Annotated in this window: 20 protein-coding genes; 14 read left to right on the top strand and 6 right to left on the bottom strand. The window is 51.2% G+C overall.

Going from position 1 to position 24,489, the window contains the following annotated elements; translation table 11 throughout:
* The first annotated feature begins 121 nt into the window (after nt 1-121).
* Both ABI361_07285 and ABI361_07280 read left to right on the top strand, forming a co-directional pair.
* Nucleotides 122-1,579 carry a menaquinone biosynthesis decarboxylase gene (locus ABI361_07285; protein MEO9320460.1) on the top strand — a complete coding sequence of 486 codons (1,458 nt, stop codon included), beginning with the start codon at nt 122-124 and terminating at the stop codon, nt 1,577-1,579.
* 90 nt (nt 1,580-1,669) lie between these two features.
* Entirely contained in the window at nt 1,670-2,533 is an 864-nt protein-coding gene (locus tag ABI361_07280) for a hypothetical protein (GenBank protein ID MEO9320459.1), read from the top strand.
* A 5-nt stretch (nt 2,534-2,538) separates the two neighbouring features.
* Here the strand turns inward: ABI361_07280 and mqnC are convergent, their stop codons facing one another.
* Nucleotides 2,539-3,636 (bottom strand): cyclic dehypoxanthinyl futalosine synthase, encoded by a 1,098-nt coding sequence (gene mqnC, locus ABI361_07275; protein ID MEO9320458.1) that lies wholly within the window; start codon nt 3,634-3,636, stop codon nt 2,539-2,541.
* A 150-nt stretch (nt 3,637-3,786) separates the two neighbouring features.
* Here mqnC and ABI361_07270 point away from each other — a divergent pair, with 150 nt between their 5' ends.
* Nucleotides 3,787-4,917 (top strand): radical SAM protein, encoded by a 1,131-nt coding sequence (locus ABI361_07270; protein MEO9320457.1) that lies wholly within the window; start codon nt 3,787-3,789, stop codon nt 4,915-4,917.
* A 19-nt stretch (nt 4,918-4,936) separates the two neighbouring features.
* On the opposite strand, the gene ABI361_07265 is transcribed toward ABI361_07270, so the two are convergent.
* Nucleotides 4,937-5,770, bottom strand: a complete 834-nt coding sequence (locus ABI361_07265) for an MqnA/MqnD/SBP family protein (protein ID MEO9320456.1) — start codon at nt 5,768-5,770, stop codon at nt 4,937-4,939.
* A 136-nt stretch (nt 5,771-5,906) separates the two neighbouring features.
* On the opposite strand from ABI361_07265, the gene ABI361_07260 reads away from it, so the two are divergent.
* Complete coding sequence (locus tag ABI361_07260) at nt 5,907-8,108, top strand: elongation factor EF-2 (protein ID MEO9320455.1); 2,202 nt, start codon at nt 5,907-5,909, stop codon at nt 8,106-8,108.
* A 161-nt stretch (nt 8,109-8,269) separates the two neighbouring features.
* On the opposite strand, the gene ABI361_07255 is transcribed toward ABI361_07260, so the two are convergent.
* Nucleotides 8,270-8,512, bottom strand: coding sequence for a hypothetical protein (locus ABI361_07255; GenBank protein ID MEO9320454.1), 243 nt, complete (start codon nt 8,510-8,512; stop codon nt 8,270-8,272).
* 204 nt (nt 8,513-8,716) lie between these two features.
* On the bottom strand, nt 8,717-9,352 hold the full coding sequence (locus ABI361_07250; GenBank protein ID MEO9320453.1) for a hypothetical protein: 636 nt from the start codon (nt 9,350-9,352) through the stop codon (nt 8,717-8,719).
* Between the two features lie 268 nt (nt 9,353-9,620).
* Between ABI361_07250 and ABI361_07245 the strand changes: the two genes are divergently transcribed.
* The 5 genes from ABI361_07245 (at nt 9,621) to ABI361_07225 (ending at nt 15,435) form a co-directional block, all read left to right on the top strand.
* Nucleotides 9,621-10,100, top strand: a complete 480-nt coding sequence (locus ABI361_07245) for a universal stress protein (GenBank protein ID MEO9320452.1) — start codon at nt 9,621-9,623, stop codon at nt 10,098-10,100.
* A 307-nt stretch (nt 10,101-10,407) separates the two neighbouring features.
* A complete protein-coding gene (locus tag ABI361_07240; GenBank protein MEO9320451.1) occupies nt 10,408-10,827 on the top strand; it encodes a VOC family protein in 420 nt (139 codons plus the stop codon).
* A 253-nt stretch (nt 10,828-11,080) separates the two neighbouring features.
* A complete protein-coding gene (locus ABI361_07235) occupies nt 11,081-11,764 on the top strand; it encodes a hypothetical protein (protein MEO9320450.1) in 684 nt (227 codons plus the stop codon).
* An 82-nt stretch (nt 11,765-11,846) separates the two neighbouring features.
* On the top strand, nt 11,847-12,272 hold the full coding sequence (locus tag ABI361_07230; protein ID MEO9320449.1) for a hypothetical protein: 426 nt from the start codon (nt 11,847-11,849) through the stop codon (nt 12,270-12,272).
* Nucleotides 12,273-12,330: 58 nt separating this feature from the next.
* Nucleotides 12,331-15,435, top strand: a complete 3,105-nt coding sequence (locus ABI361_07225) for a hypothetical protein (GenBank protein ID MEO9320448.1) — start codon at nt 12,331-12,333, stop codon at nt 15,433-15,435.
* Nucleotides 15,436-15,448: 13 nt separating this feature from the next.
* On the opposite strand, the gene ABI361_07220 is transcribed toward ABI361_07225, so the two are convergent.
* Entirely contained in the window at nt 15,449-16,045 is a 597-nt protein-coding gene (locus tag ABI361_07220; protein ID MEO9320447.1) for a CBS domain-containing protein, read from the bottom strand.
* Nucleotides 16,046-16,278: 233 nt separating this feature from the next.
* Nucleotides 16,279-18,762: a hypothetical protein gene (locus tag ABI361_07215; GenBank protein MEO9320446.1), complete on the bottom strand. Its 2,484-nt coding sequence runs from the start codon at nt 18,760-18,762 to the stop codon at nt 16,279-16,281.
* Between the two features lie 249 nt (nt 18,763-19,011).
* Here ABI361_07215 and ABI361_07210 point away from each other — a divergent pair, with 249 nt between their 5' ends.
* The 5 genes from ABI361_07210 to ABI361_07190 all read left to right on the top strand — a co-directional run bounded on the left by ABI361_07210 (nt 19,012) and on the right by ABI361_07190 (nt 24,483).
* Nucleotides 19,012-19,299, top strand: coding sequence for a hypothetical protein (locus ABI361_07210; GenBank protein MEO9320445.1), 288 nt, complete (start codon nt 19,012-19,014; stop codon nt 19,297-19,299).
* A gap of 342 nt (nt 19,300-19,641) precedes the next feature.
* Nucleotides 19,642-20,613, top strand: a complete 972-nt coding sequence (locus ABI361_07205) for a hypothetical protein (protein ID MEO9320444.1) — start codon at nt 19,642-19,644, stop codon at nt 20,611-20,613.
* Between the two features lie 97 nt (nt 20,614-20,710).
* Nucleotides 20,711-21,889 (top strand): mannosyl-3-phosphoglycerate synthase, encoded by a 1,179-nt coding sequence (gene mpgS, locus ABI361_07200; GenBank protein ID MEO9320443.1) that lies wholly within the window; start codon nt 20,711-20,713, stop codon nt 21,887-21,889.
* 19 nt (nt 21,890-21,908) lie between these two features.
* On the top strand, nt 21,909-22,598 hold the full coding sequence (locus ABI361_07195; GenBank protein MEO9320442.1) for an HAD-IB family phosphatase: 690 nt from the start codon (nt 21,909-21,911) through the stop codon (nt 22,596-22,598).
* A 103-nt stretch (nt 22,599-22,701) separates the two neighbouring features.
* Entirely contained in the window at nt 22,702-24,483 is a 1,782-nt protein-coding gene (locus tag ABI361_07190) for an asparagine synthetase B (protein ID MEO9320441.1), read from the top strand.
* Nucleotides 24,484-24,489 lie beyond the last annotated feature (6 nt).

Below are 24,489 nucleotides of genomic sequence, written 5' to 3'. Positions count from 1 at the left end.
GACACTGCTGGCTTTCATTGAAGAGAAAGGAGCGTGCGCGGTTCTTGCAATTGACGGCGGTGCAAAACCTCAAACAGCAAGATATTATATTGTGCATCCTTTGCTGCAAGCAAGAATAGAGATGCCCTTTGAAAGCCTCGGCGAGTACATTGACGCGCTTGAAAATGCAGGAGAGCTCAGAAGGGTCAAGATGCAGGTTAATCCAGACCTCGAAGTCGCCGAGATAATGCGCAGGCTGATGTACCGGGGCGACGGCCCGGCAGTGCTCTTTGAGAACGTTCGGGGGAGCGAGATGCAAATTCTGGGCAATGCGTTTGGAACTATGAAGCGGTTGTCAATTGCCTTGGAAACCGACGATTTTACGGAAATCGGAAAAAGGATTTCCGATTTGACAAAGATGAAGGTTCCTGCAGGGATGTTAAGTAAGCTCAAGATGCTTCCCAAGCTTCAGGAAATCGGCGAGTACGGGCCCAAGTATGCTGACGACGGACCCGTGCACGAGGTCTATGAAACCGAGGCGGCCTCGTTCGACTCGCTGCCGGTGCTAAAGTCTTTTGCCGGCGACGCGGGCAAGTTTATCACCTTTGGGCTCACCGTGACAAAGCACCCTGAGACGGAGGTCAGGAACCTTGGAGTCTACAGGGTGCAGCTGGTCGACAGCCGGCATGCGATAATGCACTGGCAGACGCACAAGCGCGGCGCCCAGCATTTCAGGATGCTCAAGGAGCAGAACCGCAAGATAGAGGCTGCGATCGTCATTGGTGCGGATCCTTCAACTGTGTTCAGCGCTGTAGCCCCCGTGCCTGAGGGCATGGACAAGTACCTGTTCTCCGGCATCACAAGAAAACGCGGAGTAAAGCTGGTAAAATGCAAGACCGTGGACCTGGAAGTCCCGGCAAACGCCGAGATTGTGCTTGAGGGCTATGTCGATCCAAACGACCTGCGGATGGAAGGCCCGTTTGGAGACCACACTGGGTACTATACCCCGGCCGAGCCATATCCGACATTTACGCTGACGGCAATTAGTAGGCGAAGGAACCCGGTCTACCTCACTACGGTCGTTGGCAAACCGGTGCTCGAGGACGCCTATATTGGCAAGGTCATCGAGCGCGCATTCCTTCCCCTCATACAGATGTTTCATCCGGAGGTTATTGACTTTGCCATGCCGGCGGCAGGCTGGTTTCAGGGGCTTGCAGTAATCTCGATAAAGAAACAGTATCCCGGCCAGGCAAAGAAGGTGATGATGGGATTGTGGGGAATGGGGCAGTTGTCCCTGACAAAAATGTTTGTTGTAGTAGACAGCGAGATTGACATCCACGACATGAACGACGTAATATGGGCAGTGACCACGCGAGCAGACCCAGCCCGCGATACAGTAATCATAAACAACACTCCCACCGACACTCTCGATCCCGCGTCGCCCTTGGTCAACCTCGGCTCAAAACTGGGCATTGATGCAACGACGAAATGGCGCGAGGAGGGCTACCACAGAGAAATTCAAAAGCTTGCAGTTGTCGACGAGGAAACCAGGCAGCTTGTCGACACCAGGTGGAAGGATTATTTTGATGGCATGGCATAGCCAGCAATGTTCATGATAAGTGATTAGTCCTTTGTTTTGACAATCTCCGGACGCAAATGATAATAGTTTGGCAATGCCGCTAGCGCTGTTGTGCGCATAACTTTCGTCATAATCATTGCGGCTGCCGCTGCCATTGCTGTCGCTGGCGCTTCAATCGCCGCGGTGTATTTGGCCAGACCTTACGGCCCGCCAAATCCTGCTTTGCAGGACGGCCAGAGGAATCCCCCGGAGAACGGCAACAGCTCGGCATCCGCAGGCCCAAGTGGCAAGGTACTCAGCGTGTTTACCTCCACCCGCGATGCGGCGACGATAGGCCTGATTGAAAAATACGTTGGGCCTGGCGACGATGTGATTGGCCCTGGCTCGCCTCTTGCTCGCGACATACCATCAGCAAAGAAGATTGCGCCGACACCTTCGATTGATGGGATCGCGACAGCTACGAGCGACGCCCGATCACGCGGGATCAGGCTTGACTACATTGTATACGACCCGGAGCACTGGCCTCAGACGCCCGAGCAGGAGCAGCAGGACATTGCGGGTTCGGTTAGCAAGGCTGCAGACGCTGTGCACGGGGCGGGTCTCAAGTTTGGCGTTACTCCCGACAGGACATACCTTATTGACAATTACCAGAGCATCGACTGGAGGAAAGTCGATTATCTTAACATGCAGTTCCAGCGCGAACTTGCCGACCGGGCGAACTTCACACTTTTTGCGGGAGACGTCAAGAAGGTAACAGAGTTTGCGCGAGCCGAGAACCCCAATATCGAGGTTTTTGTCCAGATGTCGTTTCGGTTCACAGATCCACAGGACATAATCAAGGCGGTTGACATGAGCTCGGGCTATGTTGATGGGTTTGTTTTCGTCTACCTTCCCAATGGCCCATGTCAATATTGTTCAAATGAAAACCTAGAGACGGTGCTGGCGCACGTGCACCCCCTTGGCAGGCAGGTTTGAGCCTGCTAGCAGTACTTTATGATATTGTACGCATTGTCGCGCTCTGCAACCCTAAAGCCTGCCTGCTTGACGGCAGCGATTATCCTCTCTGACGTGAGCTCGGTTGAGCGAGCGCCTGTCGCGCTTACCACTTCCTCCCCGATTAGCGTGCCCCCAAAGTCGTCTGCCCCGTAGTTTAACGCAAGCTGCGCCATTCCGACTCCATTTGTAAGCCACGACGACTGGAGGTGGTCAATCAACCCATAATACATTATGCGCGAGACTGCGATCATTTTGAGCAGCTGCAGGCCCCCCGAGGGATACCTGACCAAGCCTTCCTCCTGCATCTCGGTCTTGTTCGGCTCAAAGCTCCATGGGATAAACGCCATAAAGCCCCCGGTCTTTTCCTGAAGCGCGGCTATTTTCATGATGTGGCGGGCCCTATCTTCCTCGGTTTCGACAGTGCCGTACATCATTGTGGCAGAAGACTTGAGCCCAAGTTCGTGGGCTTCTTCCATTATTCTCAGCCACTCGCTGCTCTTTATTTTGAGCGGGCTTATCTGAGCCTTCACCGAGTCTTCGAGGATCTCTGCCCCCGCGCCCGGGAGCGAATCCAGGCCGGCCGCTTTGAGCCTCGCGAGCACCTCCTTTGTGCTGCTGCGCTCTACCCGAGCAATCATGTCGACCTCCGAAGCAGACAGACCGTGCACGCCCATTCCGGGGCATTTTTCGTGTATGGCCCTGAAAGCCTCTTCAAAGTATTCTATTTTCAGGCCAGGATTGTGGCCTCCCTGTATAAGCACCTGTGTAATGCCAAACGCTTCCCGCGATGTCGCGACTCTGCGTACGATTTCCTCGACAGGCACCGTATAAGTTTCCTGGTGCCCCGGCGGCCTGTAGAAGGCGCAGAATTTGCAATAAGTGACGCAGACATTCGTGTAATTGAGGATGATGTTGTTTACGAAGGTGACAGTGTTTCCAAATTGCCTCTCGCGGAGCGCTCCGGCGACAAGACCAATCGAGTAAGGGTCGTCCGACTTTATTAGCCTGATGCAGTCATCAAGCCCTAGCCGGCGGCCCGACAGGACGCCATCCAAAAGGTCACCAACATCAGATCTGCTCATCAGAGCTTGGACAGTCTTGCTATAGGGCAAACAGGTATCAGAAACGACGGCTTCACGTTTATATTTAATCCTTTGACGGTTTGGCACAAACCAGAGCGCGCCGATTTCCGAGCAAGCAAAGACTTGATTTATAATGACGTAAAGTGGCAAATGTTCTCATTGCAGGCAAGCCGCCAGAATGACAGCAACCTATCCGCTGGAACGCCGGCGCTTGAGAAAGCGCTTGCCGGCGAGGAGCTGAATCATAGCGACGGGGTGCAGCTAATGAATGAGGAGAGCCTTTTCCTCCTTGCCGCCGCGGCTGATAGCCTTAGAAAAGAGCTGTGCGGCAGCGTCGTTACATTTGTTGCATCGTATTATCTCAATTACACTAACGTGTGTGCTGCCAGTTGCCCCCTCTGCGCATTTTATCGAAAGGGTGGCGAGTCTGACGCCTATACCTTGGACACCCAGCAGATTGTGGCGCGGGCAAAAATCGCCGTTGAGCAGATGGGAGCAACAGAGCTGCATATTGTAGGCGGGTTTCACCCAAAGCTGGGCCTGGACTATTATGAGAACATGATCAGGGCCATCAAGGTAGATTATCCGCAGGTCAAAATAAAGGCGCTCACCCCTGCAGAAATTTTCTTTATCGCCAGGCTTACCCACAATTCAGTCAAGGAAGTGCTTCTCCGGCTCAAGGCGGCGGGGCTCGATGCACTTCCAGGCGGAGGCGCCGAAATCTTTCATCCGGAGGCAAGAAAGCAGATAGTGGTTGGCAAGTGCTCCGGCGAGGAGTGGCTTGACACGGCCAAGCAGGCGCATGAGGTCGGCCTGAAAAGCAACTGCACCATGCTTTTTGGTCATGTAGAAAAACCCGAGCACATCGTAGACCACGTTATCAGGATCCGCGAGCTCCAAAAGAAGACAGGCGGTTTTACCACGTTTATTCCGCTGAAATTCAGTCTCGAGAATACCGAACTTGAGCAAAAGGGAATAATCAAATCCGAAAGTCCTGCGCCATACGACCTGCGCGTGCTTGCGGTCTCTAGACTCCTCCTCGGCAGGAGCCTGCGCAACCTTTCCGTTTACTGGGTTGCGTTAGGAAAGAAAATCGCCCAAGTGGCTCTGTCGTACGGCGGAAACGATCTCGTCGGGACGGCGTTTTCAGAGGAAATCTTCAAAGCCGCGGGCAAGTCTGCCGGCACCTCGATTCAGGAACTTGCGAACATGATAAAGGAAATCAAGCGAGAGCCCGCGCAGCGAGACACTTACTTTAATATCTTGAAAAGATACGACTAGCAGTCAGCGTCGGCTTTAGCTAGACGACCTTTACTGCAGGCAGCCGCTCCAGGAGCCCGCGTCGATAGGCCATGTCAAAGAAAGTGCCGACAGATTTTCGGCCATCCGGCCCCATGTCCGTTGTAAAGTCGTTGACGTACATTTTTACAAAACGGCGAATAGTCTCTCTCGGCTGGTTCCTGCCGTACTTCATTGCGTAGTCGACTGCAGCATCGATGTTTTTTAGGCCAAAATCAATCGACTGTGCAAAAAGGGTACTGAACGCTTGTATCTCTTCGTCAGTCATGGTCCTGGTGCTTGCTACGTTAATTCCAAGCGGAACAGGCAACGACTGAGTCTCATTCGACCACCACTTTCCCAAGTCAAGCACGGCGTCGAACTCGTTCTTGTCATAGGTAATCTGCGCCTCGTGAATTATCAAACCCGCGTCGACCGTGCCCGCCCTTACGGAGTCAGGAATCTTTTCAAAGGACACCTCTTTTCCGGCGAATCTGCCGATTGCAAGCTGCAGAAGAAGGTTTGCAGAAGTCATTCTTCCTGGAATGGCAATCGTCTTTTTGCTCAGGTTATCCTTTGTGATTCCCGATTCCTTGGGAGCAATCACAATCGGGCCGTAATCGATACCAAAGCTGCTGCCGCTGCGAAGTATCACATAGTCGTGGAGATACGCGTACGCATGGGCAGATACTGCTGTTACGTCAAGCTCGTGGTTTATCGCACGCTTGTTCAACGACTCTATGTCTTCAATGAAATGTTCAATTTCAAACTCTGATGCAATCTTGCCCGATGCAAGTCCGTAGAACATGAACGCGTCGTCGGCGTCCGGCGTGTGCCCAAGGCGTATCTTCTTCATTGCAATCCGGCCTCCTAACTTGCTCTTGGATACATTATAAATTGTAATTTAATTAGCTCTGAAGGGCCGCGTGAGGCACAGCCCTCCCAACCGAACATTTAATAGACCTGCGCAAAAGTTTTTTCAAACACCCCTCATGCCAAAGTTCAAGTCGACTCAGGATATCCTGAGAATTATCGGTAACAAGGATCAGATCCGTAACTTCGGCGTAATCGCTCACGTGGACCACGGCAAGACTACCATGAGTGACAGCCTCTTGGCTGCGTCGGGCATCATTTCACCCTCGGTTGCCGGACAGGCGCTTGCTCTTGACTCTATGAAACTTGAACAGAACAGGCAGATGACAATCAGGGGGGCAAACGTCACGCTGTTTTACGAGACCGAAGGTAAGGAGTACGTCATCAACATGATCGACACTCCTGGCCACATTGACTTTACAGGCAGGGTCACCCGAGCACTGCGCGCGATTGACGGTGTGGTCGTTGTCTCGGACTCTGTCGAGGGCATTATGACCCAGACCGAAACGGTGACGCGCCAGGCGCTTGAAGAGCGCGTCCGACCGGTCTTGTACATCAACAAGATAGACAGGCTCGTCAAGGAGCTGAGACTTGACCCTCAGGGCATGCAAAAGTGGCTTTCCAATATCATTTCCGACTTTAACAGGCTCGTGGACTTGTATGCAGAACCTGAGCTCAAGGAGAAGTGGAAGGTAAGCATCCAGGGAAACAGCGTCGCCTTTGGATCCGCGAAAGATAGGTGGGGCTTTAACTTCAAGATGGCGCAAAAGAAGGGCGTCGGCTTCAAGGACGTATATGAGGCCTACACGAGCGACGACCCCAAGGTCGTCAAGGGGCTCTCCGAGAGGTCCCCGTTGCACGACGCGGTTCTCGGAATGGTTGTGGAACACCACCCGCCCCCGCACGTAGCACAGAAGTACAGGATTCCCAAGATATGGCCCGGTGACTTGAACTCGGATATCGGCAAGTCGCTTCTTGCCTGCGACGAAAAGGGTCCGGTCCTGATGATGGTCACCACCATCAATGTTGACCCTCAGGCTGGAAGGGTCGCTACAGGCAGGCTTTTCTCCGGCACCATCAAGGACGGAGACGAGGTTCAACTGATAGATGCCAAGAGGACGGGCAAGGTACAGTCCGTCAACATCTACATGGGCAACACGCGCGAGGTAGTAAGCGTCCTTTCTGCTGGTAACATTCCCGCGCTGCTGGGTCTGGATTATGCCGTAGCCGGTGAGACAGTCTCGACCGTCAAGGGAACACAGGCATTCGAGTCAATCAAGTATGTTTCAGAGCCGGTGGTCACTATCGCCGTTGAGCCGAAGCATCCGAAGGACCTTCCAAAGCTCGTTGAGGCGCTGCGCAGGATTACCGTTGAGGATCCGAACCTTGTTGTCAAGATAAACGAGGAGAGCGGGGAGACCCTGATGGCCGGCATGGGAGTCTTGCACCTCGAAATCGCGACGTCGCTTCTGCAGGAAGCGGGACTTGAGATCACCACCACCCAGCCATTAATCAACTACAGGGAGACAATTCGCGCCAAGGCTGGCCCTATCATGAGCAAGTCTCCAAACAAGCACAACAAGATCTTCCTTAGAATCGAGCCGCTTCCAGACGACATTCTGGATATGATTCGGACTGGAAAGATAAAGGAAGACATGGACAAGAAGGAGATGGCCAAGCTGCTAAGGGAGAAGGGCTGGAGCGCGGATGAGGCAAGGAGCGTTGCAGCCGTAGATATAACGGGCAACATGCTTATCGACGAGACCAAGGGTGTTCAGTTCCTTCAGGAATCTATGGACTCTATCAGATCTGGCTTTGACGATGTCATTCACAACGGCCCAATAGCAAAGGAACAGGTGAGGGGCGTGAAATTTGTCTTGCATCACTTTGTCCCGCACGAGGACCCGGCGCACAGGGGGCTGGCGCAATTGATGCCAGCTACGCGAAGAGCCATGCTTGGTTCGATGCTGATAGCTGACCCCGTTCTGCTCGAGCCCGTGCTCGGGATTGAAATCAAGTGTCCGCAGGAGCAGATAGGAACCGTGGCTGGGATTCTTTCAGGCAAGCGCGGCAAACTCATTAACGTAGAGCAGAAGGGCATCATTGCCATCATTCAAGGAGAGGTTCCGGCATCAGAGACCTTCGACCTTTCCGAGGTCATGAGGGGAGGAACTGCTGGCAAGGCAATGTGGAACACATTCTTCAAAGCCTGGCAGCCGGTCCCGCAGTCGGTATTCAGGAACCTGATAGCGGACATTAGAAAGAGAAAGGGCTTGAATCCAGAGCCGCCAAATCCCGACGAGTTCATAGACAAAGAGTAGAAAGACGTTCTATTCTTCATCTTGTGGTAGCCTCCCGATTGTAACTCGTTGCCATAGAATGGAGGTCTAATTGCCAAGGAACTGGCAAGTATATGGCAGATACGACGATTAAGGGTATGCTACAATGACTGTGGGCCCTAAAACCCTGTTCTCGTCTTTTGTCATGCAGGGTCGCACCTCTGGGCCTGTCTTAATCCCCACGAAGCCCAAGTGGCAGCCATCGTTGCGATAAACGACAGGCCAATGGCAATAAGAACGGCGATGTTCTGGTATACGTTATAGCTTGCCGCAAAGAAGAAAAGCCACAGAACGACTGCAATAATCATGCCGAAAAAGCCAAGTATAGTGACACCAACTCGCCATCCCATCCCCTCAGGCATTGATTTTGTGTTCAAGTCGGTCATTTTCCAACATGAGCCAGAACCTCGGAAATAGATAAAAGCCGTTTGTGTACTTTGCCATTCAGTGCAGTCGCACCCCACAGCCTTTTGGCATTGTGGCGAGGGACAATGCTCAGAATTCTAATAGGCGCTAGCTCCGAAAAACTGGTTCGAAGAGGAAGCTGCTTCGCCTGCATCGACGCGGGTTTTGCAAAAAAGGAAAGAGGGCTACGGCAAAACATTGTTTGTCGTAGCAGAAATGGGGACGACCTCCAGTGTATGAGCTGAGGGCGCAAAGCTCCCATCGGGCTGTTGTAACTCTACCTCTATCGGGCTGCAGCTGTTAGACCCGTCCAGGACTACGCCATATGATGCGGCTGCGCCTGCTGCGGTTATTGCACCTGCAGTTGACGACGGTAATGTTTCGCCCATCAGGTCATTTGCAATTCCCAGCTTGAAACTTGGGCTTGCAATTGCCGCAACACAAATTTCTCCTACCTTGTCCAGGACCAGAGTCGCGGTGTGGGCGTGCCATTGCGAGCCAGCTGCATAAGTTGAATCGGTAAATGCAGGATGGATCGTAGCGAGTACTGCGGTAGCCGGGTTTGTAGCCGACGGCAGGTGGTCAAGCCAGCCGTAACCGAATACAGCGTATGAAGAAAGCTCCGAAATTGACGCTGGCGAATTAGGTATTGGAGTCGCTGCTTGGATGCCATATCCATTGACTGGTCCGAATTTGTGAACCGCAAACGCAACGAGCTGCGCGTAGGTTCCTGCTGCTAAGGCCGGTGTTGCCATCATTGAAACAACAAAAACTGCTGCCAATGAGGCGGTTGCTAAGAGAAACGTCCTCTTTGCTGTCATGAGTGGTCAGCGAACTAAGAAGTATAAAGCAAATTCAGAAAAAACTAATATAATTGGTTCACCGGCGCCGATGAGAGATTATGAGATGAGCTAAATAAACAGCCGGCCAGTCGATGTCACACCCTGAACACATGCTCTTGTAGAACCAGAATCTGAACAGAGCGTCTAATGCAAGGCATTCGTTATACGATACCTCAATAGCAAGACAATCATTTTATGCATCCTGCGCGCAGCCCCCGTATTGGCCGGACCAGGGAGTTATTAGGCCGTGTATGGAAAGATTCTCGTTCCATACGACTCTTCGACAGCATCTCTGATGGCTCTAGAGCACGCGATGAAACTCGCTCAGGTGATTGGTTCCCACGTGATTATCCTTCACGTCATACCCGAGATTCCGAAATCCCAAAAGAACCCGGCAATGCGGCCCCCAAGGGAGCTCCAAGAAGAGTTGGCACTCTCTGAGAGGATTAGATCAGTATACAATACAATGATTGACATAGCCACCCTAGAGCTTGAAGCAAAGAGGAAAGAGTACCGCACCACAGGCATAGGCATCACTATCGCCGTCAGGGTGGGCCACGTTGTCGACTCTATTGTTGAGTTTGCCAAGAAGGAAGGCGTGGAACTTGTTGTGATAAGCAATGTGGGATCCGGCGTCACTTCGAACAAGGGTATGCTCGGGAGCGTGTCGAGGAGCGTCGCCGAGCGCGCATCGTGCCCGGTCCTTATCGTGAGGCACTCGGCCTAAAGGCTGCAGAGATGCTAGTTTCTTGATAATTGGGCCTTACCGCCTCTCGGCTTGTTGGTCTGCTGAAGGGAATACCAGCAAGTTGACGCAGATAATCAGTTTCCTGGTGCACGCAAAGCCGGCAAGAGAGCAAACTTTTGAATTACTCTAGGACACACTCAAGGCGGACGCGGCCGTTCGTATGGTTAGGCGCAATGCGGAATTCAAACGCCGTACTGAATAGATTAGTGCGACCCCAGTAAAGTTTCGAGGCTGCATGAGAACCGATGCAATCAAACTTAATAACATGCACTTCTACCAAGCGACTATGGTCGTAAAGACTGTCGTCCATTTCGAAATACCAGCAAACGACGTTGAAAAGCAGAAGGAGTTCTACAGCAAGTGCTTTGGATGGAAGTTCAAAGATGCCAAGATGCCAGGATTTGAATACTGGCTGATTTCTACTGGCCCCCAGGGCAAGAGTGTAGGCGGCGGCATGTACAAGCGAATGGCCCCAAACGAGGCGCCAAGGAACTACATCAATGTCGACAAGATAGATTCTGCCATAGAGACCTTCAAAGCAGCTGGCGGAACAGAGGTCGTAGGCAAGAATGAGGTACCGGGTATGGGCTGGTCATTTATTGGGGCTGACCCGGAGGGCAACATGATCGCGCTGTGGCAGAGCATGGTAAAGCGGCCCGCAAAGCCATCTTCCAAGAAGTCCAAAAAAAGCACAAAGAGGAGATAGGCGTCACGGATGGCCTTCTCCAATATTTCTTGTATCTTTTCAAACATCAGTCCACGGTATTGTCTGCGACGGGCGACAATTACGCCATTTGTCATCCATTCTGCGCCTCTGTCATAGTAGGATTCGACTAACAAGGCATTTATACTCAAATTCTCCACTTTAGGAGAATGGATGGTTCGCCTCATGCACACGCACTCTGCGCCATCAGAAGCTTGACGAATTTCGTCCTCTTATCCATCGACACATCGTAGGTTTGCTCGAAGCGAATTATGCCGTCATTTACATCGCAGAGCCAAGAGCCGTCGATGTCATACCCGTACTGGGGAGGATCCTTGGAGGCATCGAGGGTTACGTTGAAACAGGGGCCCTGACGATAATCGAGCCCAGAATCTTCTTCTCCGCTGACACAGAATGCACAATCCTGTTTAAACAATGGGAGAAGCTATTCGAAATGAAAAGGACAAATAGATTCGCCGGTGCGGTGGCGGTCGGAATGCTTGGGGACCTTTTTTTTGACCAATCAAACCACCATTCAAAGGTAATTGACTATGAATCGATACTTGCGCAGCGGCTGCCAGAAAATGTTCAATTCGTTTGCGGGTATTTGACTGAATGGCTCGACAAACTCTCTCTAGCCCACCTGATAGCGCTGCTTGATAAGCACGATGGTTCGCTCCGCCGAGACTTTACCATAAGCCCGCTGCAGCGATTGAAACTTGTCGAAGCCATAAGGAATGTACTAGCGAAAAAGCTGGACGCGGAAACCGCGGAGCTTATTTTTGACACCTTCAGGCTCGTATACAAATTACGCGATACCGACATCGTTTCCCAGCCCGACAAGTTCGTCGACAAGCTTGGAAAGCTCTTGGGTGAGGCCGCATCAAGGATCATCATTGAGAGCCTCAGACAGGAACTACTCACCATTGTCTCATTATGACTTCAGGATGTCCGACGCCTGCATCCGATGGTCATAGAAGAAATATTTTTTGCATGGTCGTTCAGTTAGATTTTACATAGGAATGCGCTCAAGCGTTGCTCTCTTTATCCTGACTTTTGCGGTCATGGGACTCATGTTGGGTTTGGCAGCATTTTATCAAAAGAGTTCGGAAAGTGGAAAACCTGGCGGCAATACGGGTTTGATCCTAAGTTCCGAAAAGGTACATTATAGCAGAGGCGGGCTGGTGTCATTTACGGCAAAGAATTCAGGCCCTAGCGATCTTGCCTTTCCGGACCTCAATCTTGGGCTTTCGGTGAAAAATCAGTCCACCGGGCAGATTTACAGCCCGGTGTCCGGCCAGGTGATTACTCTGCTACACGCAGGAGAGTCAAAGACAATCGAGTGGGCTGACTCGGGTGCAGGCAGCGGTAATTACACGGCATCCATTCACACCGCTTCGGGCTACTCTCCCATTGCTTCAGCACAAGCGGAGTTTTCGATAAGCTGACGAGCATCCACCGTGCGCAGAATAGTATCTTTAAATAAATCCCGTACTTGGTCAGGGCATGGATAATAACTCTAGAAGTATCTACAAGACGATAATAGCAATTTCACTAGTGGTGCTTCTGCTTGGCGTCCCTGCAAGTCTCTCTTTCTTGCCCTTCTCAACCATTTCAAACCGGGCTTTTGCTCAGAGTGCCATTCCCTCGACGGCGAATTGGAACAAATATGTAAATTCTACGATGGGAGTGCAGATTTCTTACCCCACCGACTGGATGATAAACTCGACCTACTTGGCTTTCGAAAATACGATCTCTTTCTTTGCATTATCAGATCTCACTGGCCACAACTACCCCACACACGTGAACTTTGTCGAGGAAAAGTTAAACAATTCTGTCACCTTGGACCAGTTTGGAAGCGTATACATCAATTATAGGGAAACCGCAGACCCTGATTTTCACATTATCCAGAACCTCACCACCGGGAAGTGGCTCGCAGGCAATCCTGCGCATGAAATAATTTATTCTTCCTACGTAAACACCCCGGCATTTACGGGCGAAGTTCAAGGATGGGCGATTTGGTCGATCAACGGAAACCGCGCATACCTGATGCAAGCCGTTACTGACAAATCAAAAGCGTCTGATTATGAACCGTCATTCACTGCGATGTTCTCGTCGCTCATTGCAACTACGCTTACCCCGCTGTCACCCCGGGTGCCCGTGCTAGCCTCTTATTCCGACAACAAGCTGGGCTATTCAATCCAATATGACAAAAACTGGCAGGTGGAAAGCTCTTCTGATGGCGTTTCATTTTATTCGCCCTACCATGGGTATTTCTTTAACAATTATGCAACTGCCCGAGTATTTGTCGGGAATGTGACAGGAGGAGAGACACTTGACTCTTATCAGGCGGACACTGTCAACTTTTACAACATCACGTATGACTCTTTCAGTTACAGCTGGCAGCCGGTAACACTTTCTGGGGACGCAGGTCGGCTGCTGGTTATCAATTACAAGACCTCGTCTGCTGAAACCTTTGAGGCTTACAGAGAGTTTGCTCTTGCGAATGGCAAGTCATACGAGTTCGCATTCATAGTTTCCGAGAATATCAGCGGGGACTATGCTGCTCAGAAAAACGCGGCGCTTTCAAGCTTTCACATCCCGACTGACACCAGCCCGCCTCCCACATACGCAACGTCCGGAGGACTTCCAGAATTTTTGACTTACAACAACACGGATTATGGATTTAGCATCCAATATCCGTCGACCTGGTCAAAGTACCAACCGCCAGACTTTCCGGTCGGGTTTGAGGCTCCCCTGGATAATGCAAACGACGTAATCCGTGAATCGGTCCTAGTTTCAGTACAGGATCTTACGTACGACATCAGCTTGTATGATTACTCCAAGAGCCTAACGTCCGAAATAGAACAATCTCAATTCCTTTCAAATGTCACGACCACTGGTTCTCAACTTAGTTCACTTGGAGGATATCCTGGCCAGCAGCTTCAGCTATCCGGCTACAGCAGGGACGGAACGCGCGTTACGGTTTTCGTCATATGGACAATAGTCGAAAAGCGCGTATACGTAGTAATGTTCGTTGGAGAATTCACCAAGTATGGTTCATTGTACGCTCCGATACTACAGCAGATGGTACATTCTTTCAAGATAGACACTAACCAAATCGAGACTGGCTTTGACCTGTACTCAAGCAAGGAACTTGGAATGCAACTTCAGTACCCCGGAGACTGGCACGTGCATAAAACATCAGAATTCGGGTCACCATCCAGCGTAACCTTTACAGATGCTAGCTCCCCAAGAATCTTCAACATAGCCGCATCCCCGGTGTTTCTGAACATGACTGCCAAGGAATTTGCGGATGTGCTCCCCTATACGCTCGCGGATAATTTTGATGGCTTCAAGTTGGTCGACACGGCCGGCACGACTTTGGGCGGCTTTCCCGCATACAAGGTTGTGTTTAGCGCGTTTGTCAAGGAACCTACGGATCAGAGGGGAGGTCAGAACCTTCAGGTGGCGTACAACGTTGCAAGTATGCAGAATTCGGATGCCTACCTCGGAACGGCAGCCGGAGGCGGCCTGCAGGTAAAGGGTGCCGTTATCGTTGCCGTCAGGAACGGGATAGCCTATATGGCCACCTACGCCACTTCGGTCGCTGACTACCTTGATTACTTGCCTACAGCAAATCAATTAGTCGGTTCTGTCCAGATAATCCCACAAGATATTTCCACGAAGCTTTCTGGCAGTACCATATCGGACAAGCAAAGTGGGCTAACGATTAACCTGCCGGATGGCTGGACAGGCTACAAACAGGAAATTGGAAACTTTACATCCTATCTAGCCTACGCTCCACAGAGCCCAGATCACAGCTCCAAAGCGACGCTCTATATCAGTATCAAGGACCTCGGCAAGGCGTTGAACGAAAAACCGAGATCAGGCAGGCATGTCTGCGGCCCGGTCAATGAAACACACATCTTCACTGAAAATGGAGGGCTTTCGCTTAGCAAGGTGAACTATAGATGCGACATGTTCGGTCTGGGTTCAGAAGTAATCGAAGAGTACCACGCCTTTACCAGTGACTTGAGTATCAGTATAGGCCTTATTGCAAGTGACAACGATACGAGGGAGAGCGTGTTGCCTCAGTTTAAGCAATCAATAAAATCGATCTCGCTGCCAGGTTCAATCGACGCATTCAGACCGGGCCATTATGACAAGCTGTTCGGAGACAGGTTCTATAACCAGACAGTTTCTGCAAAGAACGGCACCTACACAGTGGCGCTGAGGACATCGTCGGCTAACCTGACAGATTTTGCCTTTGACGAAGGAAGGAAGCAAATCTCTTTTAGAGTTAGCGGTGAGCATGGAACGAGTGGCTCCACTACAGTCCTATTAAGCTCGGTACTCCGGGACAATCTTTCTGTAACGATAGACGGAGAGCCGACTAAGAATTACACGGTTGAGCACTATGACGACACTAATGAAACCTCAATAACGGTAAATTACATGCATAGCACTCACAGCATCGTGATAACCGGCGAACAGGTTGTGCCTGAATTTCCGTCAACGTTCACGACGCTGCTGGTTACCTCTGCGCTGGGCGCCATGGTAATAATAGGCAGACATATCGGGCAGGAAAGGCGACGGCATAACGGTTGAAAAGGCGCTGGCCCTAGAGCTCGTGAAGTTTGCGGTAATCGCCTTCCAGGAGGCCGGACTCCTCATGGAGCCTGTCGATGTGTTTTGACAGGCCCTCCTTTGTATCAAACGGCGAGCCGCAATAGGGGCATTGATAATTTGCCTTTGACGTATCACGGGTATAAGATATAGTCTTGGTGTCGATTATGCAGACCGCTGCGCCGGAAATTGCCTTTGACTCGGTAGCCAAGGAGGCTTTCTCAATCCTCTCCGAAATATCCTCGCGAGTTACCATCCCAAGGACGGCCGCAAACGCATGCACCATCACTTGCCGAACTTTCTTTCTGTCCATCATCTCAAGCGCCTCCTGAATGGTAGTCTGAGGATTGACAGCAACGACGGGGCTGCTCATTACTTCACGGACCCTGACTTTTGAGGGATTCTTGCCCTGCGATGTGACCTTGAACAGGACATCAGTCTTGCTTACCAGGCCCACGACTTCGCCCTTATGTGCGACTAGTACGCTGCGGAGGTTTTTCTCCTGCATGTTGTTCAGCGCTTCCTGAACGCTCGCGTCAAATTCCAGTACTGCCACGTCAGTTCTCATTACTTCGCCAACGGGAGAGCTCATTAGAGTGACGACATCATTTGTAGGTGGAGCATTTTGGTCGCCTGTTTTGGCATCTTGAATGTGTTGGACGGCTCTTTCCAAGATAATTGGATAAATAACCAACCATGGTGATAAGGTTTTCGGAATGAATAAAGGCAATTACAGTTTTCAATAACTTTCTTGCAAGATTTTGTATTTTTTATTTGAAAAAAGGCGTTATGGACGGTGCTTTGTGCAGAGAGGGCCTTGGTTAGTCAATTGTCTGTCCAAGATGCCCTCCAGCAGAGAGCAACATTGTTTGTGCCTGCAGGCGGCGCCGTCGTAAAGGTTACGGTTAGCTGCGTACTGGAAGCTGTCACGTAGAATGTGATTGCAGCCGCAGAGGAGCATGGCACCACTTCGTAGTTCGTAGGAGTGAAGACGAGGTTGTGGTTGATGCTAAACGCAGTTCTCGAGCCAGTTCCGCTGAACGTGGCTGTGCCACCATTTTCTGAATATCTTCCTGACTGCACGTCTACCAACCCAAGTCCCTTTGTTACGGATACCGCCGAAAGCAGGATTCTGCTGCCGGAGGCAAAGTTGCCAACGCGGACGTCAGTGTAAACCGATCCCCCCTGAGGCTGAGTAACCTGGTCGCGGATCCCGGTGTTCCCCGATGTTGGTGCGACCGGCAGGATATCAGCATCTGAGAGGTAAAAGTTCCTCGCGGCAGACTGGACATAAACAGCACCCTTGAATGTTGAACTTTCGCCGTTGGCGATAATCTCTGCCCCGACGACTCCCACGTTATTTCCGGAAAAGACGTTTATGCCAGTATCAACGTTTTCGATGTCTGCCGTGTTAACGATGTTGTAATCGCCTGCAACCGATACTCCAGTGCTACCGATGGTGTACAAGGCTGGCTTGACTTCGAGGTTTGAAATGCTGTTGTACCGCTCGGCAAAAGAGCCCACCTTATCGATCTTAAAACCCGTGCCTGCGGGCGCTCCGCTTGTAAGTATCTTTATGCCTGACCACGTATTGTGGCCGTGTGTAGTTGAGGCATCGTTGCCGACCAAGTCGACGCCGTTGATTCCTTTCGAGATTTCTATATTGTCAAACTTGCTCTGGTCGACGTTCTGGCCAAATATTCCATAGTGAACTGCATCGCCGTTCTGGATCCGCAGATTCTGAAACACGCTGCCAGTCGTTCCACTAGATGTCAATGGTGTTATCTTCAAGACATGATCTGTTGCGCCGGCTTGGGGCACATAGAGCGAGAGGTCAGATACCCTCTCATAATTTGCACCGTTGATATGGAGTGCGCTATAACCGCTGCGAGTCTGGTTAAGGATGGTCACTTCCGGACCTTGGCCCACAAGCCCTTCGCCCTTTGAGTTCATTTGCACTTCGCCGGTAAGTTTGAATGTTCCCGGGTCTAGGCAGACTGTTCCCGGCCCAGCTGCCAGAGCATTATTGATCACTCTAGTCGCATTTGAGTCGACGAAATCATTGACGCCCGTCCTGCCGTTGCGAGCGGAGTATGAAGCTCCCGTAATCGATACCTGATAGCTGCAGTCGAGTAAACCCTGGTTGGTATTCCCGCGGTTCTCGGATACGGAAAAGGCGGTCGACCCGGTTGCCTGCCGGTACAAGCCAACGGTGGCACCGCTAAAGTCGTTTGCAACAATATCTATTTGATCGCAATTGCCGTCTGAATCTACAAAGTAGCTTGGCCTTGTTGGAGCCTCGGCAAATCCTGTGTTCTTGGATATTTCGATGTTCGAGCAGCGGTTGCCCGGAGAAGTGGAATCTACAAGTATTGCAGGATACAGACCATCGTTGTTGAACGAGTTTTCTTCGAACCAGTTCTCTGACACCTGCCCGTATTTCGAAGCGTCAAGCACCAAGGCGCCGGTCAATGAATCTACAAAAATATTTCCTCGAATCTGGGGGTCCGTTGTGACCAGGTATGTATAGATGTCCTTGTGGGGATTGTCAAAGAAAATGTTGTCAATAATCTTGGGTGAAGTGCCCTGGTCGACGTAGAGTGCAGGCGGACTTTGAGTCCCTGCACTGCCGCCGAGAACCACCTTTCCATTCCCACCCGAATCTTCAAACCACGAGCGGTACACTTGAGCCTGGACGGTGTTCTGCAAATGCAAGGCACCTCCGTACGCCTGCCAGAACCAGACGTGCTCTATTATCGCATCATAATCGTTCCTAATTGTCACGAGATAGTCGCCGCCGCTCTGATTGACTTTGTCGCCCTCAAGGCGAAGGTTTTCTAGTCCGGCGTTGTGGCCGTCCGAAATGCCGCCGTTAGTGAATGAAAACATTGGCTTGTTGGTTCCATTTTGAAGCTCCAAAACGTCGTCGATTCCTGTTCCCACGAACATAACACTGCCGGTTACGTTGATAGTCTCTGCAATAGAATACGTGTCATTATTCGGTCCCGGCTGTATGAAAATGTAGTGGTTGCCGTATGTGGTTTTAGTTGGCAGCGAATTCACAGCTTCTTGAATAGCGGTTGCCGCGTCCACACTGGAATAGTCTATTGCACCGGTAGTTCCATTCTTCGCATAAGTCGTTGCGCCATCGGTGTAAATGATATAGTCATACTGCTGAACTTCGCTAGTGGTGCTACCTGAAACCTGGCGCAGATTTGCAGAAAAAACAGCAGTAGCACAAGTTGTCAGGATAACCGAAATCAGCGCCAGGGTCAGTCCCAGATTCCGGTACTTGCGCCAAGCGATCATTGCGTAATTGCACCTTGGCCGGACAAAAAGACTGTAAAGTGGACGATCTCGTAGAAGACGAGGCTTGGATCATGTAAGAAACATACAGAAGCTTTGCTGAGTATAAACATAGATAGGAATCCTCTCATGCCACATCGTCTTGAGAGGTATAAAAGATTAGTGATAAGTTCTTCTGTTTCCTCCCCTCCTGCACGGGCCCCTGAGGGCGGGAAACATTAAAGTGTCAATTTCTGCACGGAGATAAGAGGCATGGCAGACCCGAACCGCCACATTCGCAAAAAGAAATTGCGCGACCTGCATGATCAGATTTACAAAGTGCGCCTGAGAATGCACAATAGAAAGGCAAAGAGGAGCATTCCAAAGTTGCAGGCAAAACTCGTCGCGCTTGAAAAGGCGGTTAACGAGGTCAGCAGAGGAAATTTTCAGCATCTGCCAAAGAGGACACCGACACCGCGGGTATGTCAGGCATGCAACGGGCCGATCAGCCTCAAGGGCTATCACATTTGCAAACCCGGAGCGCAATGGCGCAAGCATTGACCTCAGAACAGGGACTTTAAGCTCTCTATCAAGACTGTTACAAAAGAATCCTGATTCGGAGAATCAAGCATTCGCATTGTGACAGCAGCCCCAAGCGAACGCCGTTTGTAGCCGGGAACATGGCACGCGTACAAACGCTCGGGATCACAATGCGAATACATTGCATTGGTACGAGCATAATTTAATTGATTTGGCAAAGGCAGGCGAGATCGCATCCTGTCTGCTCTTCCTACTCTGCTTTCTAGAGGTCGATGTTATGATGTTTGGGTTATGATGTTTGGGTAGCTGAATGCTAGCGCTAAAGCAATAAGGGCGATCATTCTATGCAAGATGCCGCCCGTTTTGATACTACTTCAGCTAAAGTCATCGCACAAAGCAGGAGATCTAGCAGACATCGGAAAAATAATTCGTAAAGTTTCCGACACGACAGGTCGCCGGATACGCGGACACGAGGTACAGCAGATACCGTCGATATTTAACAAGACATCAGTCCGGAAGAGAGCGGAAGACATTGCTTTGTTTTGCAGGTCGAACAGGATCGAGTACCTGTCATACCATGCAATAATCTACCAGAGGGGCGAAAATCTCTGGGACGAAAAGTCGGGGCCCACAATAAGGGAATCCATCATACGTACTGCCGAGGAAGCAAGCATGGTTTCAGGGCTGGTCGGGCTTGAAAACAAAGTCATGGTAATCTCTCATTTGACCAACTACGTGCCACTCGAAAACCTTCCGATCACCAGAACGGAAAAATTTGAAATGATGTCACAGGCCGTTCAAGAATACCTGAGGCTGGTCAAAAATGAGCTGGCAGAGTACAGGGACTCGTGCGAATTCGCAGTCGAAAACAGCTACCCCAAGTACGGTAGCGGCTTTGCAAGCAGCGGTCCTTTTCATCCACACGAATTCGAGCCCCTCCAAAAGGCAGGGATAAAGACCGTGCTTGACCTTTCCCACTATACGCTTTATTCAAATTACCTAAAGGACGGCAGGGGGAATCTGTGTGGAGACCTAGACAGGGAGATCTACTCTTTTGCCCCTGACTGGAAAGAATGCGCAAAGATGCTATCGGGCAGTTTGGCGCTGCTTCACATTAGCGATGCCGCCGGCTATACCGTTCAGGGAGAAGGCCTCCCTCTAGGCAAAGGAGAGATTCCGCTCGTCACCGTCCTGAGGGAGTTGGCGGCTTTGACGGGAGGCACGATCCAAGGAACCATTGAGCTTGGAGAAGGCCACCTGAACCATTCAAAGTCTCAGCTAGACGCGGCGCTTTGGCTTATCGAAAGACTGCCAGAAGGTGTCCTTGCCTGGTAGAACCTCGAATATAGATGCACTAGATCGACCTGAAAGCTGCGATCTACTTATGGAAATCGCTATATGTGATCCCGACGTTTCTGAAAGCGCACGTTCTATGAAGCTGGATCTTCCAAGATATACGGAGCGCTTTGGGGCGGTAAGCCTTCACGGGGTCCAGCGCGTATACGAAATTGACTCAGGGTTTGACGACGGCAGCAGGTCTCCGAACGAATGGGTTCAAAAGGTTTCAAACGACCAGATAGCTGAAATCGAACGCAAGATGGCAATTGTTATTCCCATAAAGGGCGAGCGGTTGAAGTTGCTTGAAGGCGTCCTGAGCGGCATTCCCCACGATTGCCTCACGATAATTGTGTCAAACAGCCCAAGGCAGCCTGTGGACCGTTACAAACTTGAAAAAGATGCGCTTGAGCAATTCAACCGGTTCGTTGGCCGGGACTCTTTGATAATTCACCAGAAAGATCCGGGTCTTGCGGCCGCACTGACGCAGGCGGGCTACAGCGCCCTGATAGGCCCTGATGGTGCAGTGAGAAGCGGCAAGGCGGAGGGAATGGTGGTCGGCATGATGCTCGCGAAAATGGCTGGCAAGGAATACGTCGGGTTTATTGACTCTGATAACTATGTCCCCGGAGCAGTGAACGAGTACGTCAAGATTTTTGCATCCGGCATAGCCATGTCAAAGACGCCCTACGTTATGGTGCGCGTCTCTTGGATCTACAAGCCCAAGATCTCCGAAGGGGGCCTTTACTTTTCAAAGTGGGGGCGCGTCTCTGAAATTACCAACCAGTACCTGAATTCGTTGATGTCGTACTATACGGGGTTTGAAACGGAGGTAATGAGAACGGGAAATTCCGGAGAGCACTGCATGTCCATCAAGCTCGCGGAGCTACTCACCTATTCGTCAGGATTTTCAATCGAATCTTTTGAGATTGTCAATGCGCTCGAAGAGTTTGGCGGCATCGTGCCTACCGCTTACCAAGATGTGATGGACAAGGGCCTGGAGATAATGCAGGTCGAGACGCGCAACCCCCACTTTCATGAGGACAAGGGAGACGAGCACCTGAAGGAAATGATAGTTGCATCGCTCGGCTCCATTTATCATAGCAGGATATGCCCGCCGAAACTGCGGGAAAAGATACTTGAACATCTGAGGAGCAAATCTATGCTTGAGGCCACCGAGGAGCCGCCGCCATTGCAAAAAATAGAGCCCATCAGGGACGTTGACGTCAGGCAGTTTGCAAAGGCGCTTTCAAAGGCAAGCATATCGGCCCAATAGCGCTGGGGGAGCCGGGCCATTGGGAGACGCCAAGACGCAAAAAGACTCTGGAGGTCTATATCGCGGCCTTGCAGCATTTGACATGGACGGGACTCTTCTCGATGGCAGGCTCGTCCTTTCTCTTGCCCGGCAGTTAGGCGTCGAGGAAAAGGTAAGAGAAAGGATGCGTGCATTCGGCGGGAAGCCCGGATTCGAGCAGACAACCGCGATTGCATCGCTGTTTGCCGGCGCGACAACCAAGGATATCGAAAATGCGGTGGAGTCAATCCCGCTTGCGCGTAACTGTGAAAAGACGATTTCCGCGCTGCGAGAAATGAGCTATGTCGTGGGAATTATCAGCGACAGCTACACCATAGTGGCGGGCTACGTGGCCAGCAGGCTAGGGATTGACTTTGTCGCCGCCAATATTCTTGAAATCAAGCAAGGCAGGGCGACGGGCAGGGTCGAAATGCCTCTTGGATGGGAAAGGATAGGCTGCTTTTGCAACATATCCGTATGCAAGCGATTTCACCTTGAAAAATTTGCCGATCAGACGCGGGTTGGAATCGACAAAACCATTGCCATAGGCGACACCAAGTCGGACATCTGCATGATAGAGCGCGCGGGAGTCGGCATTGCGTTCATGCCCAAGGACCCAGAGATAGCAAAAGCAACTGAGAACATAATCAGTGATGGCGACCTGTACAAAGTTCTGTCTTTCCTTCCTTAAGTCTTAAAAGTGATTTACGCCATCTTAATGTGATTGAAGTCGATATCCCTGCTGGCGTTGAGCGGAGAAATCGACCTTTGAATATTTGGTGGTAGTTAACAAAATGTGTGGAATTGCAGGAGTAATATCAAAAAACGGCGAGGATTCAGTGGCCAAGGTACGTGTAATGCTAGGCTGCATGGTTCACAGGGGACCGGATGGCGCGGGCATCGTTGCGGATGGCAGAATCGTCAAGTCAGACTCTATCAAAAGCCTTGACATGGAAAGGCTAAGCGGCAGGAGTGCCATCGGACACACACGCCTTGCCATAGTCGGCGGGACATGCGGCGCCCAACCATTTCGGAGTTGCGACGGGCGGTTTACTTTAGAGCATAACGGCGAAATTTACAACTACAAAGACCTGCGCGCAGGCATTGAGCAAACGAAAGCCCCTGATGGCACCCCGCGTCATATTTTGCATACGCAGACAGACAGTGAGTTGATTGTCCACATTCTTGAAGACAACTTTAACCGCATCAATACGCCTAATGCTAAAAGCTCGGACGTGCTCATTAGCGCCATCAGAATGACAGTCGCTGTACTTGACGGTGTCTATGCGATCGTAGTTCGAGACGAAGTAACCGGAGATACCGTGCTGGTCCGTGACAGGCTCGGTGTAAGGCAGTTGTACTACGCGCAGGACAGCAGCCTGGTTGCATTTGCATCAGAGAGAAAGGCTCTTTGGAAGATTGGCATTTCCGAACCGACGCAGCGAGTCATGCCTTGCGAGGCAGTCCTCATAAGTGAAGACGGAGCGATTGAGCGATACGAGGTCTCGCAGCCTGTTCCGCCGGTTGGCAAGCTTCGGTACAAGACAATGTCCGGCGCCGTAAGCGCGTACAAGCAGGCATTTATGAATTCCATGAAAAAGAGGACGCAGGACTTTGATAGTATAGGCATAATTTTTTCCGGCGGCATCGACAGCGTAATGGTAGCGCACGCCGCAAAACAATTGGTCCCAAGCGTGGTTTGCTACACGTGTGGGATTAGAGGGTCACACGATACTACCTTTGCAAGACAGATTGCGAAACAACTGGACCTTGACCTTCGAGTATGCGAGCTTGACCAAATCCAGGTCGAGAACCTAGTCCCCGAGGTACTCAATGTCATCGAGGACAGCAATTCCGGTCAGGTTGAAGTTGCTCTGCCGGTTTATGGCGCAGTAAAGCTTGCCAGCGTTGACGGTGTGAGAGTCATGCTAACCGGGCAGGGCGCTGATGAGTTATTTGGCGGCTATTCATGGTATTCCAGAGTTGCGGAAAAGGAAGGTTATCGCAAGCTTCGGTCCCACATGATGCAAGATCTGCTTCTCCTGTACAAAGAGACCCTGGAGCGTGAAGACAAGATAACCATGGCCAACAGCATCGAGCTCCGTGAACCATTTTTGGATCCAGAAGTCATACGTGTGGCCATGGAATGCAGCCTGCGGTTAAACATCAGGGATGGTAGGGACATGTACGGCAAGAGAGTGCATCGCAATCTTGCCAGAGCTCTTGGCATACCAAAGGAGATTGCATACAGGGTCAAGGAGGCGGCGCAGCACGGCTCCGGGATGCATGGGATGCTCGACGCGATAGCCAGAAAGAACGGATTCGACGAACACGCCGTTACCAAAGTATATCTTGAAGCTCTCCGGCATCGAGAAAAAATTGGCAGCTCACAGCGCTACGGATACCTCTTTGGGGAAAAGAAGATCTGGGACGTGGAGCCCCACGTGCAGATGTATTTGGACAGCATTGCGCAAAAGGTCACTCCCTTTCTGGCACCGGTCAACGTTCCGCATCCTTCAGCAGTAATGCCTGCACGCGCGCCTTCCGCTCGCAGCGTCACGCGAGACAAGCTTTAATCAAGT

Source organism: Nitrososphaera sp., from assembly GCA_039938515.1.
Classification (GTDB): Archaea; Thermoproteota; Nitrososphaeria; order Nitrososphaerales; family Nitrososphaeraceae; genus Nitrososphaera.
This window is presented reverse-complemented; position numbering and strand designations above follow the sequence as displayed.

What these genes read in the sequence shown, in the direction of transcription:
- ABI361_07230 (MEO9320449.1), top strand. Translation starts at nt 11,847, where the DNA reads ATGCGCTCAAGCGTTGCTCTCTTTATCCTGACTTTTGCGGTCATGGGA.
- ABI361_07240 (MEO9320451.1), top strand. Translation starts at nt 10,408, where the DNA reads ATGGTCGTAAAGACTGTCGTCCATTTCGAAATACCAGCAAACGACGTT.
- ABI361_07225 (MEO9320448.1), top strand. Translation starts at nt 12,331, where the DNA reads ATGGATAATAACTCTAGAAGTATCTACAAGACGATAATAGCAATTTCA.
- ABI361_07260 (MEO9320455.1), top strand. Translation starts at nt 5,907, where the DNA reads ATGCCAAAGTTCAAGTCGACTCAGGATATCCTGAGAATTATCGGTAAC.
- mpgS (MEO9320443.1), top strand. Translation starts at nt 20,711, where the DNA reads ATGAAGCTGGATCTTCCAAGATATACGGAGCGCTTTGGGGCGGTAAGC.
- ABI361_07220 (MEO9320447.1), bottom strand. Translation starts at nt 16,045, where the DNA reads ATGAGCTCTCCCGTTGGCGAAGTAATGAGAACTGACGTGGCAGTACTG.
- ABI361_07190 (MEO9320441.1), top strand. Translation starts at nt 22,702, where the DNA reads ATGTGTGGAATTGCAGGAGTAATATCAAAAAACGGCGAGGATTCAGTG.
- ABI361_07270 (MEO9320457.1), top strand. Translation starts at nt 3,787, where the DNA reads ATGTTCTCATTGCAGGCAAGCCGCCAGAATGACAGCAACCTATCCGCT.
- ABI361_07285 (MEO9320460.1), top strand. Translation starts at nt 122, where the DNA reads ATGCCCTTTGAAAGCCTCGGCGAGTACATTGACGCGCTTGAAAATGCA.
- ABI361_07265 (MEO9320456.1), bottom strand. Translation starts at nt 5,770, where the DNA reads ATGAAGAAGATACGCCTTGGGCACACGCCGGACGCCGACGACGCGTTC.
- ABI361_07250 (MEO9320453.1), bottom strand. Translation starts at nt 9,352, where the DNA reads ATGACAGCAAAGAGGACGTTTCTCTTAGCAACCGCCTCATTGGCAGCA.
- ABI361_07210 (MEO9320445.1), top strand. Translation starts at nt 19,012, where the DNA reads ATGGCAGACCCGAACCGCCACATTCGCAAAAAGAAATTGCGCGACCTG.
- ABI361_07215 (MEO9320446.1), bottom strand. Translation starts at nt 18,762, where the DNA reads ATGATCGCTTGGCGCAAGTACCGGAATCTGGGACTGACCCTGGCGCTG.
- mqnC (MEO9320458.1), bottom strand. Translation starts at nt 3,636, where the DNA reads ATGAGCAGATCTGATGTTGGTGACCTTTTGGATGGCGTCCTGTCGGGC.
- ABI361_07255 (MEO9320454.1), bottom strand. Translation starts at nt 8,512, where the DNA reads ATGACCGACTTGAACACAAAATCAATGCCTGAGGGGATGGGATGGCGA.